The 14,813-nt window shown below is 63.3% G+C and carries 17 protein-coding genes; 8 read left to right on the top strand and 9 right to left on the bottom strand.

The genetic code is table 11. From position 1 onward, the window contains the following. The first annotated feature begins 81 nt into the window (after positions 1–81). The 7 genes from phnG (at position 82) to M0D68_RS26900 (ending at position 6,032) form a co-directional block, all read left to right on the top strand. Positions 82–567: a phosphonate C-P lyase system protein PhnG gene (gene phnG / locus M0D68_RS26930; protein ID WP_093634777.1), complete on the top strand. Its 486-nt coding sequence runs from the start codon at positions 82–84 to the stop codon at positions 565–567. Continuing rightward, positions 567–1,178: a phosphonate C-P lyase system protein PhnH gene (phnH, locus tag M0D68_RS26925; protein ID WP_256456745.1), complete on the top strand. Its 612-nt coding sequence runs from the start codon at positions 567–569 to the stop codon at positions 1,176–1,178. The genes phnG and phnH overlap by 1 nt, the downstream gene beginning before the upstream one ends. Continuing rightward, positions 1,178–2,317 carry a carbon-phosphorus lyase complex subunit PhnI gene (locus M0D68_RS26920; protein ID WP_200621548.1) on the top strand — a complete coding sequence of 380 codons (1,140 nt, stop codon included), beginning with the start codon at positions 1,178–1,180 and terminating at the stop codon, positions 2,315–2,317. The genes phnH and M0D68_RS26920 overlap by 1 nt, the downstream gene beginning before the upstream one ends. Then, positions 2,314–3,237, top strand: coding sequence for an alpha-D-ribose 1-methylphosphonate 5-phosphate C-P-lyase PhnJ (locus tag M0D68_RS26915; RefSeq protein ID WP_200621549.1), 924 nt, complete (start codon positions 2,314–2,316; stop codon positions 3,235–3,237). Before M0D68_RS26920 ends, M0D68_RS26915 begins: the two co-directional genes overlap by 4 nt. Then, positions 3,234–4,004 carry a phosphonate C-P lyase system protein PhnK gene (gene phnK, locus M0D68_RS26910; RefSeq protein ID WP_200621550.1) on the top strand — a complete coding sequence of 257 codons (771 nt, stop codon included), beginning with the start codon at positions 3,234–3,236 and terminating at the stop codon, positions 4,002–4,004. The genes M0D68_RS26915 and phnK overlap by 4 nt, the downstream gene beginning before the upstream one ends. Positions 4,005–4,012: 8 nt before the next feature. Then, positions 4,013–4,792 carry a phosphonate C-P lyase system protein PhnL gene (gene phnL / locus M0D68_RS26905; RefSeq protein ID WP_266225910.1) on the top strand — a complete coding sequence of 260 codons (780 nt, stop codon included), beginning with the start codon at positions 4,013–4,015 and terminating at the stop codon, positions 4,790–4,792. 106 nt (positions 4,793–4,898) lie between these two features. After that, positions 4,899–6,032 carry an alpha-D-ribose 1-methylphosphonate 5-triphosphate diphosphatase gene (locus M0D68_RS26900; RefSeq protein ID WP_093634782.1) on the top strand — a complete coding sequence of 378 codons (1,134 nt, stop codon included), beginning with the start codon at positions 4,899–4,901 and terminating at the stop codon, positions 6,030–6,032. Between the two features lie 8 nt (positions 6,033–6,040). Here the strand turns inward: M0D68_RS26900 and M0D68_RS26895 are convergent, their stop codons facing one another. After that, positions 6,041–6,331 carry a hypothetical protein gene (locus M0D68_RS26895; protein ID WP_093634783.1) on the bottom strand — a complete coding sequence of 97 codons (291 nt, stop codon included), beginning with the start codon at positions 6,329–6,331 and terminating at the stop codon, positions 6,041–6,043. Between the two features lie 95 nt (positions 6,332–6,426). Between M0D68_RS26895 and M0D68_RS26890 the strand changes: the two genes are divergently transcribed. Next, positions 6,427–7,197 (top strand): glycosyltransferase, encoded by a 771-nt coding sequence (locus M0D68_RS26890; RefSeq protein ID WP_200652615.1) that lies wholly within the window; start codon positions 6,427–6,429, stop codon positions 7,195–7,197. 66 nt (positions 7,198–7,263) lie between these two features. Here the strand turns inward: M0D68_RS26890 and M0D68_RS26885 are convergent, their stop codons facing one another. The 8 genes from M0D68_RS26885 to M0D68_RS26850 all read right to left on the bottom strand — a co-directional run bounded on the left by M0D68_RS26885 (position 7,264) and on the right by M0D68_RS26850 (position 14,801). Further along, the gene (locus tag M0D68_RS26885; protein ID WP_266225908.1) at positions 7,264–8,271 is read right to left on the bottom strand and encodes a lysylphosphatidylglycerol synthase transmembrane domain-containing protein; all 1,008 of its coding nucleotides are present in this window, start codon (positions 8,269–8,271) and stop codon (positions 7,264–7,266) included. A 129-nt stretch (positions 8,272–8,400) separates the two neighbouring features. Beyond that, positions 8,401–8,826 carry a lytic transglycosylase domain-containing protein gene (locus tag M0D68_RS26880; protein WP_093634916.1) on the bottom strand — a complete coding sequence of 142 codons (426 nt, stop codon included), beginning with the start codon at positions 8,824–8,826 and terminating at the stop codon, positions 8,401–8,403. 98 nt (positions 8,827–8,924) lie between these two features. Continuing rightward, complete coding sequence (locus tag M0D68_RS26875; protein WP_234487041.1) at positions 8,925–9,275, bottom strand: hypothetical protein; 351 nt, start codon at positions 9,273–9,275, stop codon at positions 8,925–8,927. Positions 9,276–9,289: 14 nt separating this feature from the next. Then, complete coding sequence (locus M0D68_RS26870) at positions 9,290–9,598, bottom strand: hypothetical protein (protein WP_244179369.1); 309 nt, start codon at positions 9,596–9,598, stop codon at positions 9,290–9,292. A gap of 390 nt (positions 9,599–9,988) precedes the next feature. Then, the gene (locus M0D68_RS26865) at positions 9,989–10,819 is read right to left on the bottom strand and encodes a GntR family transcriptional regulator (protein WP_266225907.1); all 831 of its coding nucleotides are present in this window, start codon (positions 10,817–10,819) and stop codon (positions 9,989–9,991) included. Positions 10,820–10,915: 96 nt separating this feature from the next. Continuing rightward, on the bottom strand, positions 10,916–12,208 hold the full coding sequence (locus M0D68_RS26860) for an MFS transporter (RefSeq protein WP_266225906.1): 1,293 nt from the start codon (positions 12,206–12,208) through the stop codon (positions 10,916–10,918). Between the two features lie 111 nt (positions 12,209–12,319). Next, on the bottom strand, positions 12,320–13,366 hold the full coding sequence (locus M0D68_RS26855; protein WP_266225904.1) for an L-idonate 5-dehydrogenase: 1,047 nt from the start codon (positions 13,364–13,366) through the stop codon (positions 12,320–12,322). 31 nt (positions 13,367–13,397) lie between these two features. After that, on the bottom strand, positions 13,398–14,801 hold the full coding sequence (locus M0D68_RS26850; RefSeq protein WP_266225902.1) for an MFS transporter: 1,404 nt from the start codon (positions 14,799–14,801) through the stop codon (positions 13,398–13,400). Positions 14,802–14,813 lie beyond the last annotated feature (12 nt).

The raw sequence follows: 14,813 nt of genomic DNA, 5'->3' as shown, positions 1-14,813 counted from the left end.
CCGCGAGCATACCCCTAAACGTCTAGACGTTTAGATGAATAGATGCTTAAATGTCCACTCGCTGGATCAACAGGAATTTCGATGAGTGCCACTTCCGCCTCGCCTTCCTCCGCCACGCGGCGCGCATGGATGGCCGTGCTGGCCCGCACCCCGCGCGCCGATCTCGAAGCTGCGCTGCAACGCGCGCTGCAAGGCGCTCCACCTCCTGCTTACGACTGGCTGCGGCCACCCGAAATCGGCCTCGCGATGGTGCGCGGCCGCGTCGGTGGCAGCGGCGACCCGTTCAATCTCGGCGAAGCCACCGTCACGCGCGCCACGTTGCGTTTGCGCGGCACGGGTGATGCAGCCGCAGCCGTCGGCGTAGCGTGCCATCTGGGCCGTGACCGCCGCCGCGCCGAACTGGCCGCGCTTGCCGATGCGTTGCTGCAGATGCCCGAACATTACAGCGCCTTGCACCAGCAACTGATCGCGCCGTTTGCCGAACAGCAAGCCGCGCAACGCGCCGAACGCCAACAGGACGCCGCAGCCACGCGCGTCGAATTCTTCACGATGGTCAGAGGCGATTGATGGAAAACTCGCAGATAGCATTGTCTACCTTGACGCCCGGCTTCGCGGACCCGGTCCACGACACCCAGGCCGTATTCCGCACGCTGCTCGACGCACTGTCGCGTCCGGGCACGGTGGGCGTCGTCGAAAAAGGTTTGCCGGAGGTGCGGGCCACGCGCGCCGCGCTCGCCGCTTTCGCCGCGCTGCTGACCCTGTGCGACTACGCCACGCCCGTCTGGCTCGCACAACCCGATTCGGCACTGGGCTCGGCACTGCGCTTTCATACCGGCGCGCCGCTCGTCGACGAACCAGGGCTTGCTGCCTTCGCCTATATCCACGACGCAAGCGCAATGCCGGCACTGGAAAGCTTTGCACTCGGCGAAGCGGAATCGCCTGAGCACTCGGTGACCTTGCTGATCCGCGTCGAAGCGTTGACAGGCGGTGCACCGATCGTGCTCAGCGGTCCCGGCATTCAGCACACCACGACGATCGCGCCGATCGGTCTGCCCGAGCACTTCTGGCGCGAACGCGCCGCCCTCGCGCCGCTCTTTCCGTGCGGCATCGATTGTTATCTCGTCTGCGACAGCACGCTGATCGGCCTGCCGCGCACAACTCAAGCGAAGGTGAACTGATGTACGTTGCCGTCAAGGGTGGAGAACGCGCGATCGAAGCATCGTGGCGTCTGCTCGACAAGTCGCGCCGCGGCGATACGCGGCTGGCCGAGCTCAGCGTCGCGCAGATTCGCGAGCAATTGCGCCTCGCCGTCGCGCGAGTGATGACCGAAGGTTCGGTCTACGACGAAGAACTCGCCGCACTCGCGATCAAGCAGGCCGCGGGCGATCTGGTTGAAGCGATCTTTCTGCTGCGTGCGTATCGCACCACGTTGCCGCGGTTCGGTTATACGCAGGCGATCGACACGGAAGCCATGCAGGTTGAGCGCCGTATTTCGGCAACGTTCAAGGACGTGCCCGGCGGGCAAATGCTCGGCGCGACTTACGATTACACGCAACGTCTGCTGGATTTTGCGCTGCTTGCCGAAGGCGATGCCGGAAACGATTTGGCCACGACCCCAGCTTCCATTCAAGCCGCCCAGTCCGCAGTTGAAGCCATGCCGCGCGTGGTCACGCTGCTCGACAAGGAAGGCCTGATCGAACAGGAACGCCCCACGCCGGACGCGCCGGAACCGGGTGACCTCTCGCGCGAACCGCTCGCGTTTCCCGCGAGCCGCGCCACGCGTTTGCAGAATCTCGCGCGCGGCGACGAAGGCTTCCTGCTCGCCATGGGCTACGCCACCCAGCGGGGCTACGCGCACACGCATCCGTTTGCCGGCGAGATCCGCTTCGGCACGATCGCCGTCGAAATGGAGCTCGACGAATTGGGCGAAGCCGTTGAAATCGGCGATATCGATGTCACCGAATGCCAGATGATCAACCAGTTCGCCGGCAGCAGCGAGGTGCCGCCTACTTTCACGCAAGGCTATGGTCTCGCATTCGGACACTCGGAACGCAAAGCGATGGCCATGGCACTCGTGGATCGCGCGTTGCGCGCCGAGGAACTCGGCGAAACGCTCGCCTCGCCGACGCAGGACATCGAATTCATGCTTTCGCATAGCGACAACGTCGAAGCGTCCGGCTTCGTTCAGCATCTGAAGTTGCCTCACTACGTCGACTTCCAGTCCGAACTCGAACTCGTGCGGCGACTGCGGGCGCAACACAGCGCAGACGGCCAGGATCTGCGCAAGGATCACGATCAGCAGGAGCAAGCGGCATGAACGCGCCGGCCACATCTCACACCACCGCGTCGTACGACAGCGCCGCGGACGGCTACAACTTCGCCTACCTCGACGAACAGACCAAGCGCATGCTGCGCCGCGCGTTGCTCAAGGCCGTCGCGGTGCCGGGCTATCAGGTGCCGTTCGGCTCGCGGGAAATGCCCCTGCCGTACGGCTGGGGCACGGGCGGCATTCAGGTGACCGCGGCGATCATCGGCAGCAACGATACGCTGAAGGTCATCGATCAGGGTTCCGACGAAACCACTAACGCGGTCAACATCCGCCGCTTCTTCGCGCGCACCACCGGCGTGGCAACCACACGCCGCACGACGGAAGCGACGATCATCCAGACACGTCACCGGATTCCGGAAGCGCCGCTCACCGACAAGCAGATTCTCGTCTATCAGGTGCCGATGCCTGAACCGCTATACAGGCTGGAACCGCGCGCCACGGAATGCAAGAAGCTGCACGCACTGGCTGATTACGGCTTGATCAGCGTGAAGCTGTACGAGGACATCGTCCATCACGGCAGTATCGCCACCACGTACGACTACCCGGTGATCGTCAACAACCGATATCTGAGTTCGCCGTCGCCGATTCCGAAGTTCGACAACCCGAAGATGCATATGAACCCCGCGCTGCAATTGTTCGGCGCCGGCCGCGAACGGCGCATTCACGCGATTCCGCCATACACCCCCGTGCGCAGTCTCGACTTCGACGACCATCCGTTCGAAGTGCAGAAGTGGCAGCACGCGTGCGCGCTGTGCGGATCGACGGAAAGCTTCCTCGACGAAATGATCGTCGACGACGCCGGCAAGCGCATGTTCGTCTGCTCGGATAGCGACTACTGCCACGAACGCCGCGGCGATCAGGACCTCGAGCTGCCGGCATACGAAGCGCGCAAAGGAGAAACCGCATGACGCCGCTGTTGAGCGCCCGCTCGCTCACCAAACAATTTGGCGGCCGCAACGGCTGCAGGAACGTCAGCTTCGATCTGTATCCGGGCGAAGTGCTGTGCATCGTCGGCGAATCCGGCTCGGGCAAGACCACGCTGCTCAATGCGCTCGCGCTGAAAACCGAAACCGATAGCGGCTCGCTCCACTACACGGCCGCGCATGGCGAAAAGCTCGATCTGCTCGCCCTGTCCGAACCGCGCCGGCGCCTGTTGATGCGCACCGAGTGGGGCTTCGTGCAGCAGAATCCGCGCGACGGCCTGCGCAGCGGCGTCTCCGCCGGCGCGAATATCGGCGAGCCGTTGATGGCCGTCGGCGCTCGCCACTACGGCGACATTCGCCACACCGCAACACAATGGATGGAACGCGTCGAACTCGATGCCACCCGCATCGACGAATTTCCCGCGGCGTTTTCCGGCGGCATGCAACAGCGTTTGCAGATCGCCCGCAATCTCGTCACCGGTCCGCGCCTTGTTTTCATGGACGAGCCGACCGCCGGTCTCGACGTCTCGGTGCAGGCGCGTCTGCTCGATTTGCTGCGCACGTTGACGTCCACGCTGCATCTGTCGGTGCTGATCGTCACGCACGATATCGGCGTGGCGCGGCTGCTCGCGCATCGTTTGATGGTCATGCAAGGCGGCGAAGTTGTCGAGTCCGGCCTGACGGACCAGGTGCTCGACGATCCGCAGCATCCGTACACGCAAACGCTGGTTTCCTCGGTTCTGCCGGTTTGAGGCTCACAATGCGATCCATTGAAACAAGCAAGGACTTCCACGCCACCGAACGCGCGTTCATCGAGAACAACGCGCTGATGCTGCGCGCGGTCGGCATCGGCAAGACCTTTACGCTGCACGGCCAGGGCGGCGTGCAGATCGAGGCGCTCGCGGGCGTGTCGCTCGATGTCGAGCGCGGCGAGTGCGTCGTGCTGATCGGACCTTCGGGCGCGGGCAAGAGCACGCTGCTGCGCTGTCTGTACGGCAACTACCTGACCAGCGCGGGCTCGATTGCGATTCGCGATGCGGCGGCGCATAACGGCCCGCCGGTGTCGATCACCGGTGCCGAGCCGCATGACGTGTTGCGCCTGCGCCGCGGCGTGGTCGGCTACGTCAGCCAGTTTCTGCGTGTGATTCCGCGCGTGCCGACGCTGACGCTCGTCGCCGAACCGCTGCTGTCGCGCGGCGTGGCCGAAGACGAAGCCCGTGCACGTGCGGCAGCCCTACTGGCGAGATTGAACGTGCCCGAGCGGTTGTGGTCGCTCGCGCCCGCCACCTTCTCCGGTGGCGAACAGCAGCGCGTGAACATCGCCCGCGGTTTGATCGCTGAGCATCCGCTGCTGTTGCTCGACGAACCCACGGCCTCGCTCGACGCGGAGAACCGCGACGTGGTTGCCGATCTGATCGTCGAAGCACGCGAGCGCGGCGCGGCGATCGTCGGCATCTTTCACGACGAAGATACCCGCAACAAGGTGGCCACACGCCGCCTTGAACTCCAGCCGCCGTTGCGTCCGCAGTTGCATCACTAACTGACACGAAACGGCACTAAACTGAACCACTGAGCTGAAACATTGAGTCGAGCACCAAATCGAAACACAGCGGTGCAACACTCAGGACAGACTACGGAGCAAGTAGATGTTGATCAGGAACGCTCGCATCGTGACGCGAGACGAAGTATTTACCGGTGTCGTACGCATCGAAGACGGCGTGATTCGCGACGTCGAGCGTGGCACGACCTCGGCGCGCGAAGCGGAAGATTGGGAAGGCGACTATCTGTTGCCGGGTCTGATCGAACTGCACACGGACAACCTCGAGAAGCACCTGGCGCCGCGTCCGGGCGTGCAGTGGAATACCGACGCCGCCTTCGTGATTCACGACGCGCAAGTGGCGGCGGCCGGCATCACCACGGTGTTCGACGCCCTCGCAATCGGTTCGCGCTCGAACGTAGGGCTGCGCGGCCGCGATCTGCAGACCCAGTGCGCCGAATCCCTCGCGCGCTTCTCGGAGCGCAAGCTGCTGCGCGCCGAACACTTTCTGCATCTGCGCTGCGAAATCGCCACGGCCGACGTAGTCGAGGTATTCGATTCGTTGTGCGGGCATCCGCTGCTGCGGCTTGCCTCGGTAATGGATCACACGCCCGGCCAACGTCAATGGCACGACCGCGAGCAATGGCGCCGTTTCCAGGAGCGCAATGGCAAGCTGAGCGACGAACACGTGGCGACCGCGCTGGCCGAACTGTCCGTGGAACAGGAACGTTACGCCGACGCACACCGCCACGAGATCGTTGCGCGTTGTAACCGGCTCGGCATTCCGGTGGCGAGCCATGACGACACGCTGATCGAGCACATCGAACAGGCCAAGGCCGAAGGCATCGTGCTGGCCGAATTCCCGACGACCCGCATCGCCGCCGAGGCGGCACGCGAGCACGGCATTTCGACCATCATGGGGGCGCCGAATATCGTGCGCGGCGGCTCGCATTCGGGCAACGTGTCGGCCCTCGAACTGGCGAAGGCAGGCTTGCTCGATATCCTGTCCTCGGATTACGTGCCGTCCAGTTTGATGACGGCCGTGTTCGATCTGGTGAGCAAGGCTGGCTGGACCCTGCCGCGCGCCATGGCGACGGTTTCCGCCGAGCCGGCTCGTACGGCAGGCCTGCATGACCGCGGGGCGATTGAAGCGGGTTTGCGCGCTGACTTCGTGCGCGTCACGATGCTCGACACGCTGCCGGTGCCGCGCGCAACGTATCGCGCCGGAGCGCGGATCGTCTGATGAAGTTGTCAGGCCTCGCTGGTGACGGGCAGCAGCGGTTCGACCGCGGCCCAGCGCGTCCAGCGGGGTGTCTGGTCAGGTGCTTCGACGCGCAAGGTGCGCGAGCCGTCACCGAAAACCAGGGATTCGATATTGAATGCGCTCCCCTCTTCAATGCCGGCGTCACGCACGTGACCGGATTGGTAGGTGAAACTGAGATTACCTTCGCGCAACAACTCGAGGTAGGTGTCGAAGTCGGTCGTTGATGAACGTTTGTCCCAGCGGTTCAGGAGAGTGGCGGCGATTTCGGCGTCGTACATTTTGTACCTCTCTGGGCGTAAGCCGTGTCCCGACTATAGCTGAAAAACAAGCATCGTGCTGCAATGCACCATTGTTGATCTTTACGGCCCTTTACATGACCGCTCGCGCCCCACTCAGACCGCCTCCACGAATCTCCTGCGTCATTTGCGCGTACAACGAAGCGCCCCGCATCGGCACGGTGCTGGCCGTGGCCTGCGCGCATCCTTTGCTCGGCGAAGTCATCGTGGTGGATGACGGTTCGACCGATGGCACCGCGGACGTGGTCGAGCGTTTCGCGTCGGCGCGGCTGATCCGGTGCGCCGAGAATCGCGGTAAAAGCGCCGCGATGGCAGCCGGAATCGCCGCCGCGCGTGGCGAACTGCTAATGCTGCTCGATGCCGACCTGAAGGGACTGACCGCCGAGAGCATCAGCGCGCTCGCCCTGCCCGTCCTGCAAGGCAGCGCGCAAGTAAGCATGAGCCTGCGTCAGAACAGCCTGCTCGCATTCCGCGCCATCGGCCTCGATTTCGTCTCCGGCGAGCGCGTGGTCAAAAAAACGCTGCTCAGCGAAGTCCTGCAGGAGGTTCATGGCCTGCCGCGCTTTGGGGTCGAAGTGTTCATGAACCGCCGCATCATCGCGCGCCGTCTGCCGATTGCAGTGACGCACTGGCCACACGTCACGCAAGCCCGAAAAACCGAGAAACTCGGCTACTGGAGGGGCATGCGTGCGGAATGGCGCATGATCGCGGACCTTCTGAAAGCGGTCTATCCGCTCGCGCTGATTTCACAGACCTTTCAAATGCTTCGCTTACGCAGTGAGCAGGACTCACGCGCGAGTTTTGCGGCACGCATGCGCAAAGTGCCGGATACCGACAGTGCGCGCTGAAGCGCTTACCGAAGCTGGCGAGCGCCGTGAGCCGTACGGTGCCATTGAAACCCGGCCCTCGAGGTTTCAGTCAGCGGCCGATAGCGGATTGCGCCCCCTCGTTGCAAGCGCAACAAAACCTGCCGCGCCCAGCGCCAGCGGGCTGTAAAGCGTCGCGAAACGCCACAACACCAATGCCGTCGCGATGCCCGCGCGGGGCACCCAACTCGCGAATGCGGCAGCAAGAGCGATATCGCCGGTGCCACCGCCTGCGGGCACGCCGGTCCACAACGCGGCATGCAGCACGACGGCCTGCACGGCCAGAACGAAACCCAACGGCAAGCGGTAACCGAGTTCGCGCAAGATAAACCAGAGGGCGCCATAGCGCAGCAACCACTGCAGCGTGGTGAGCAGACACAACGCTGCAAGCCGCCACTTGGGTACGGCGACCAGCTCCAGCCATTGCCGGCGAACGCTGTGGAAAAAACGGCTCAATCTCGCGCGGCGCTCGTTGAGCCAATGAACGCGCCGGCCGGCGGCGTCCAGTGCCGCCGCCACACGCCGGCGATTCATCCAGCAAACGCCGATCAGACATGCGGCGCCGGCCAGCCCGCCGAACACGAGCGGCGCGCTAGCGCGCGGAATCACTTGCGTTAGCGGCCCGAAGGCAAACAACAGGGAAATCGGTACGGCGCTCGTGAAGAACGCGAGATCGAGCGCCTGATCCCCGCCGACGACCGTCGTCGCCAGCGACCAGGATGCCCCGGCGCGCTGCAGCAGGCCGATGTTGACGCCGTAGCCCGCCGCGCCCAACGGAGACGCCAGGAACGCGAAATCGGTAGCCAACGTGATGGCAAACGTGCGCAGGAAACTGATCCGGAAACCGAGCGCGGTCTGCATCAGATGCAGCTTGCCCGCTTTTGCCATCGCGCTGATCGCAGCACTCGCGGCAAGTACGGCGAATACGTACAGAGAGACGTTACGCAGTCCGGCGAACGCCGCGTGCGAATTGAGAACGAAAGGCGCGCCGACGGCGAGGCCGATACCGGCAAGCGCCACCAACACTGCCGCTTTACGCGTATGTGATCTGATCAACGAGGGCCTCAGCAAGTACAGCCTGGCCCTGCTTTCTCCGCACGATGCAGCATGCATGAGGCTGCGCGGTGCGTGAAATCGAGGCCGTCCGGGGCCTCATGATAACCACGCGACACTGCGTTTTCGTGACTAGCGATCGGCGAGCAGCGATTGGTGCGCCGACGGCAACTGCCCCCATCCGACCAGCACCTGCTGGATGCTGCGGGCGTAGGCGTCGCGCTGCTTCGGAGTTTCCGAGTGGTATGCACCGATCGCGCGCCAAGTGTTGCCGTATTTGACCATCTTCTGCTTCAGCAGCCATGCGGCTACGTAGACGTTCACACACGGATCGGTCAATGCGCGGTGCGGCACGCCTTCGCGTGCGAGGTCGCCGAAATGAATCGAATTGATCTGCAACTGGCCGACGTCGATCGAACCGTTCGCGTTCTGGTGTATCGCGTCCGGGTCGCCCTTCGATTCGAACCATGCAACCGCGCGCAATACCCAGGGATTGACGCCCTGGTAGGCCGCGGCCTCATTGAAGCAATCGTCTGCCGCCTGGGCCGCGCCGCACATCGACAGCCACGCTAGCGCGGCACAGAAGAGTTTCAAGGACACGATTCATCCTTCCGCTTGATAGCGACAAAAGTGATGAACTCCACGCCGCGGGCGAATTACTTGGCCAACGCCAGATCGATTTGCCGTTGCACGGAGTCGAGGTACGTATGTGAAGCGTCGGACACGACGAGCCGGACTGCCGGCATCGGCGCTCCCCTGCGTTCCTGCGTCTGGATCGGCGCACGCGACTTCTTTCGATGCGTCGTCGGCTTCACCGGCAAATCATCATCAGCGCCACTCGACGGCGGCAGCATCGCAAGCGTTGGCAACGGCGGATAAACCTTGTCCGCCGCCGGGGGAAACGTGGCAGGAAACGCGCCTGCCGACTGCAGATCCGTTCCCGGCTGGCCCGCAAAAGCAGGCGTGGCGAGCAATGTGGCCACCGTCAGTAAGGTGATTCGAAACATCGCGATGGCCTCCTTCATTGCACCGTTCTGATCGACACGCTATAGGGCTGACCCAGGCCGGCGGTTCGATTCTCGAAGCTCACCTTCGACATGCGTTGCGCAGGCACACCCTTCCATACTGCCTGGTTCAGGTACGCGAAATCCTGACCCAGCGCGGTGACCAGCACGACCGTGGATTGCGGTTGCGCGGCAGCCAGTGCGCCTGCCTTGGTCAGCACGGCGGTGAGTTGCGGGTCATGCGCCCCGAGCGCATCCGGCGGAATCTCGAAGCTGATGACTTCGTTAGGCGCCTTGTCCGTGTGCGCGGCATTCTGCGCGGGCATCTGTGCGCACCCGGCCAGCGCGAGAACGGCTACAAAAAACCACACCTGTCGCTTCACACCCGTCTCCAGTCAATCCCGTTGCTATAGAGTTGTTTTCGGCAGACGCGCGGGAAAAGTTGATAGGTCGAAAACGCGCCCGCGAAAATCAAAAAGAGTTACCTCAAGATCGGCGCAAACGATTGCTTCGACGCTCGATGAAGCGTCGAACGAGGCGAAGTTGCCTCGCGTTTGGAGGGGAATATTCGTATGAGGATTGTGGGCTGGAGAGGGCGCGGGACGGGGCTCTGCGGGTCATGCATGAAGTTCGCTGACGGGCGCAGCGGGGATGCTACGCCCATGACAGTAATGTGGCCGTAAGCGAGCAAGCCGGCGGCCCGCCCGCAGATCGGCCTAAGTCGACAGCGGCACACGCTCCGGTTCGTCCGCGTCGAACCACGCCGGATTGCGCTCCGCAATCGGACCAAGCGACACCAGAATCTCGCGCAGATGGCTGCGCATCGCTTCTTCAGCCGCGCCCGGATCGTGCGCGCGCAGGCCAGCCAGAATCTTCGCGTGCTGCTTGATCAGCAGATCGAGCGGCGATACCTCCGGCAAGCTCAGGTAGCGCACCCGGTCCATCTGCGCCTTGATGTCCTGAATCGTTTCCCATGCCGCCGTGCAATCGATCGCCTGGGCGATCGCATAATGAAACGCCTCGTCGAGCGCGAGGAAGGCGGCGGTGTCGTTCGATTTCGCCGCAAGCTTCTGGTCGCGAAGGTTGTCGGCCAGCGCCTGCAACTGCTCGTCCGTGATCGACACGGCTGCCTTCTTCACTACCGCCGTCTCGATCGCTTCGCGAATGAAACGCCCTTCCCGCACCTGACGCGGCGAAATGCGCTTCACGAAAGTGCCGCGCTGCGGCAATACCTGAAGCACACCCGCTTCAACAAGCTTGATGAACGCCTCCCGCACCGGTTGCCGCGACACCTGAAACATGTCGGACACTTCCTTCTCCGAGAGCGGCGTGCCCGGCACCAGTTGACCGGCGAAAATTGCTTGACGCAACGCACGGAAAATCTGCTTGCCGATCGGCTCGTGCGAGTCGAACGAGACGCTGGCGGTCAGATCCGGCAGTTCGACACGCGCGCCGGCCTGCACGCTCACGCGACGCCTTGTGCGGGGTGCAAGCATGGTGTCGGAGGAGAAAGAAGACGGGTTGGCGTGGAGGTTCTTGGTCGGCATCGGTTAAAGCAACGGATAGCAACGAATGAATATCGACAGAGACGGCACACACCATGAATACCCACCAGCCTATCCACTAAAGTGTGCCGCACCATACTACCATGCACGTTTCATGTTTAAGGCACTCGCTCGCGGCTCGCGAATCCACACCAGCGAACACACCGCGCCGAGCACGGCAATCGCCCCCGCCAGCACAAACGCACTCGTGTAGTTACCGTGCGTCGCTTCGACGATGAAGCCCGTCACCGCGGGGCCGATCACGCCGGCCAGATTCGCCAGCAAGTGCACAAAACCGCCCGCACCGCCGACGTGTTCGCGCGGCACGGTGTCCTGAATCACGGCCCAATACACTGCGCCCGTCACATACAGGAAGAAGATCGACACCGACATCAGCGCGACGGCGCTCTGCGTACTGGCAACACGCCCGGCCAACGCGACGCACACCGCCGCCGCGCCCAAACAGCTACTCAGCACGATCTTGCGCGACAGCAGCGGCTTGCCGGTCAGGCGCAAGATGAAGTCGGAGATGAAGCCGCCTGCCGCGAGACCGATACTGCCGAGCAGCCACGGAATCACCGTGGCGAAACTCATGTCGCGCAGACTCAGGTGATGCGCTTCGGTCAGATACGTCGGGAACCACGACAGGAAGAAAAACAGCACGTAGTTGTATGAGAAGAATGCGAAGGCCGTCGCAAGAATGATCGGCTTCTTCAGGAAGTGCCGCAGGCCGAGTCGCTCGCCGTCGGCCGAATGGGCGATCGCATGTTCGTCCGCCTGACCGGCGCGAATCAGTTCGATCTCGTCGGGCGTGACGCGCGAGTTTTCGTGCGGGTGTTCAGTGGTCGTTGCCGCCCACAAGACGAGCCACAAGAGTCCCAGCAGCATGATCGCGACAAAGGCCCAGCGCCAGCCGAACTGGACCGCCATGAAGCCGACCACCGGTCCCGCCAGCGCGCCGCCGAGCGGCGTGCCCGAACTGATCACGCCAATCGCGCTCGCGACTTCCTTGCGTGGGAACCAGTTATTGACCATCTTGCTGTTCGACGAACTGAACGGACCTTCGCCCATGCCGAACAGCACACGCAGCACGATCAGCGAACCGATGCCGGTGGCCAACGCAGTCGCACCGCAGAACACCGACCACACGCCCATCGCGGTGCCGAACACGCGTTTCGCACCGACCTTGTCCGACAGCACGCCGCCGACGAAATTGAACAACGCGTAGCCGATGAAAAAGCTGCTGAACACGATGCCCATCTGCGCATGCGAGAAGTGCAGATCTTTCTGGATCAGCGGTGCGGCAATCGACAGCGCCGCGCGGTCGAGATAGTTGATGACGCCGGCCAGAAACAGTAGCGCGACAACAAACCAGCGTTGACTCTTGATCATCAGGTGTCTCCTTCGGGTCGCCTCTTGATGGGCGTTTGAATAGCTTAAGTAGCTGGATTGGCATGGCAAGGCGCTGCGGTCAGGTGCAACGCCTCATGCCACGGGAGATGCTCAGTCGAAGTTCAGATGCACCTTCATCGACTGCGAGCGATCGAGCGCCACTTCGAACGCATGGTTTGCTTCACTCATCGCGAATGCATGCGTCATGAGCGGTCGCAAGTCGACTTTGCCGGAGGCGATTTCATCGGCGGCGATGGCGTATTCGCCGGTGAAGCGGAACGAGCCCTGATAGCGGAGTTCTTTCGACATCACCAGGTTCGCTGCCACCGGCGACTGGCCGGCCGGCAGATTGCCGACCTGAATCACCGTGCCGCCCGCGCGCGCCGCACGCAGCGCCGTATCGAGTCCCGCGGGACTGCCCGATGCCTCGATGACTACGTCGAACGTGCCGCGTTGTGCGGACCATTGATCGATCGCGGCGCTGTCTTTCGCGTTCACGATCTGATCCGCACCGAGTTGCTGCGCAACCTGCAACGCCCGATCCGACAGATCCAGCGCGACCAGGCGATGGGCACCGGCGCGGCGCGCCACGCTCAGCAGAATGCAACCGATCGGCCCGCAACCGACCAGCAGGACACTCGCGCCAACGAGCGAACCCGCCTGCTTCACTGCATGCAATGCAACGGCAAGCGGCTCGGCCATCGACGCCTGCGCAAAATCGACGCCATCCGGCACCGACACGCATTGCCGCGCCGCGACCACGATGTACTGTCGGAACATGCCCTGCGTGTGCGGGAACGTCGATGCACTGCCCATGAAGCGCATGTTCAGACAATGATTGGGCATCCCGCCGATGCAAAAGCGGCACGTCCCGCAGGCCAGCCCTGGATTGACGGCAACACGCTGCCCGGGTGTCAGGCGACTCTCCGCGCTCACGCCCTCGCCGAGCGAATCGATCTCGCCGGCCACTTCATGTCCGAGCACGAACGGCTCGCGTACCGCGAAATCGCCGCTCTTGCCTTTGAAGTAGTAAGAGAGATCGGAGCCGCAAATACCGCCGGCGCGCACGCGTACTCGCACCTGGCCGGGGCCGGGTACAGGCGGCTCGACTTCGTCGATGCGGATGAGTTTGGGTTCGTGAAGCACGGCTGCGAGCATGAAGGACTCCGGTATGACAAAGGTCTCGCGCTCAGTGCCGCGCGAAAGAAGATGAAGATGAGGACGCGAGGGCTTGCGCTGCCGTATGGGCTTCTGCCGGCTCGCCGCCGCCCCAATCGTGGAGATCGCCGCCGCGGCGTAGAGGCGCGGTTTCCGGCAATGCAAAAAGCGATACAGCCGACACAATGCCGAGCACGGCCACATAGACGATTAACGCGAGCGAATTGCCATGCGTGACCTGAATCAGTTTGACGGCCAGCAGTCCGAGCACGCCGCTGCCGAGCAACGAGCCGATCTGCCAGATCAGCGCGATGCCGCTGCAGCGCACGCGCGCGGGGAATAGTTCGGGAAACAGCGCCGCTTGCGGTGCATAGCAAAGGCTGTGACCCACGCTAATGGCGAGAATCATCACGAGCTGGATCGCCGCGCGATTGCCGCTATCGATCGCCATGAAGAACGGCACCACCAACGCCACGTGCAATAGCGCACCGGCGATAAAGGTCGGCCGCCGTCCGATGCGATCGGACAGCGCACCGGCGAGCGGAATCGTGACGAGCTCGAGCGCGACCGCAACGATCACCGTTTCGAGCAGCATGCTTTGCGCAATGCCGTGTGCCTTGCCGTAGGCGAGCACGATCATCGTGTACATCGCGAAGGCGCAAGCCTCGATCAATTTCGCGCCGACACCTTTGACGATCGTCGGGCCGAACTGCCTTACCACTTCCACCACGGGGCGCGAAGCCACTGCCTTGGTGCGCTGGATCGTTGCGAAGATCGGCGACTCTTCGGTGCGCAAGCGGATATACAGGCCCACCGCAACCAGCAGCGCGCTCGCGAGAAACGGAATGCGCCAGCCCCAGTCGAGCAATTGCGCCTGCGTCAACGTCGCGCTAAGCAGCGCGAACAGACCCGAAGGAATCAGGAAGCCCGCAGGCGCACCCAGTTGCACGAGACTCGCGAAGAAGCCGCGCCGCGCAGGCGGAGCGTATTCCGCCGTCAGCAACACCGCGCCCGCCTGCTCGCCACCCACGCCGAAGCCTTGCAACACGCGAATCACGATCAGCGCAATCGGCGCCCAGATGCCGATCGATTGATAGTCCGGCAGCAGGCCGATCACAAACGTCCCCAAGCCGACGATCAGGATCGTCACGATCAAAGCCTTCTTGCGGCCGACGCGGTCGCCGAAATGCCCGAACACGATGCCGCCCAGCGGCCGCGCCAGAAAACCGACTGCGTAGGTGGCGAAGGCGGCAAGCGTGCCGATCAGCGGGTCCGCGGAGGGAAAGAATTTCTGGCCGAACACCAGCACCGCAGCCGTGCCGTAGACGAAGAAGTCGTAGTACTCGGCCGCGGTGCCGATGGTCGAGGCGAAGGCCACGCGACGCAGCATGGCAGTGCTGGCCGGCGCGGCGGCTTGCGGACGTGCTGGGTTCACGCGTGTCTCCAT

Source organism: Paraburkholderia sp. SEWSISQ10-3 4 (assembly GCF_030464785.1).
Classification (GTDB): domain Bacteria; phylum Pseudomonadota; class Gammaproteobacteria; order Burkholderiales; family Burkholderiaceae; genus Paraburkholderia; species Paraburkholderia aspalathi.
This window is presented reverse-complemented; position numbering and strand designations above follow the sequence as displayed.

Coding starts and splice junctions, on each gene's coding strand:
- M0D68_RS26860 (WP_266225906.1), bottom strand. CDS start 12,208: ATGATCAAGAGTCAACGCTGGTTTGTTGTCGCGCTACTGTTTCTGGCC.
- phnG (WP_093634777.1), top strand. CDS start 82: ATGAGTGCCACTTCCGCCTCGCCTTCCTCCGCCACGCGGCGCGCATGG.
- M0D68_RS26865 (WP_266225907.1), bottom strand. CDS start 10,819: ATGCCGACCAAGAACCTCCACGCCAACCCGTCTTCTTTCTCCTCCGAC.
- M0D68_RS26900 (WP_093634782.1), top strand. CDS start 4,899: ATGTTGATCAGGAACGCTCGCATCGTGACGCGAGACGAAGTATTTACC.
- phnH (WP_256456745.1), top strand. CDS start 567: ATGGAAAACTCGCAGATAGCATTGTCTACCTTGACGCCCGGCTTCGCG.
- phnL (WP_266225910.1), top strand. CDS start 4,013: ATGCGATCCATTGAAACAAGCAAGGACTTCCACGCCACCGAACGCGCG.
- M0D68_RS26870 (WP_244179369.1), bottom strand. CDS start 9,598: ATGCCCGCGCAGAATGCCGCGCACACGGACAAGGCGCCTAACGAAGTC.
- M0D68_RS26890 (WP_200652615.1), top strand. CDS start 6,427: ATGACCGCTCGCGCCCCACTCAGACCGCCTCCACGAATCTCCTGCGTC.
- M0D68_RS26915 (WP_200621549.1), top strand. CDS start 2,314: ATGAACGCGCCGGCCACATCTCACACCACCGCGTCGTACGACAGCGCC.
- phnK (WP_200621550.1), top strand. CDS start 3,234: ATGACGCCGCTGTTGAGCGCCCGCTCGCTCACCAAACAATTTGGCGGC.
- M0D68_RS26895 (WP_093634783.1), bottom strand. CDS start 6,331: ATGTACGACGCCGAAATCGCCGCCACTCTCCTGAACCGCTGGGACAAA.
- M0D68_RS26855 (WP_266225904.1), bottom strand. CDS start 13,366: ATGCTCGCAGCCGTGCTTCACGAACCCAAACTCATCCGCATCGACGAA.
- M0D68_RS26920 (WP_200621548.1), top strand. CDS start 1,178: ATGTACGTTGCCGTCAAGGGTGGAGAACGCGCGATCGAAGCATCGTGG.
- M0D68_RS26880 (WP_093634916.1), bottom strand. CDS start 8,826: ATGTGCGGCGCGGCCCAGGCGGCAGACGATTGCTTCAATGAGGCCGCG.
- M0D68_RS26875 (WP_234487041.1), bottom strand. CDS start 9,275: ATGTTTCGAATCACCTTACTGACGGTGGCCACATTGCTCGCCACGCCT.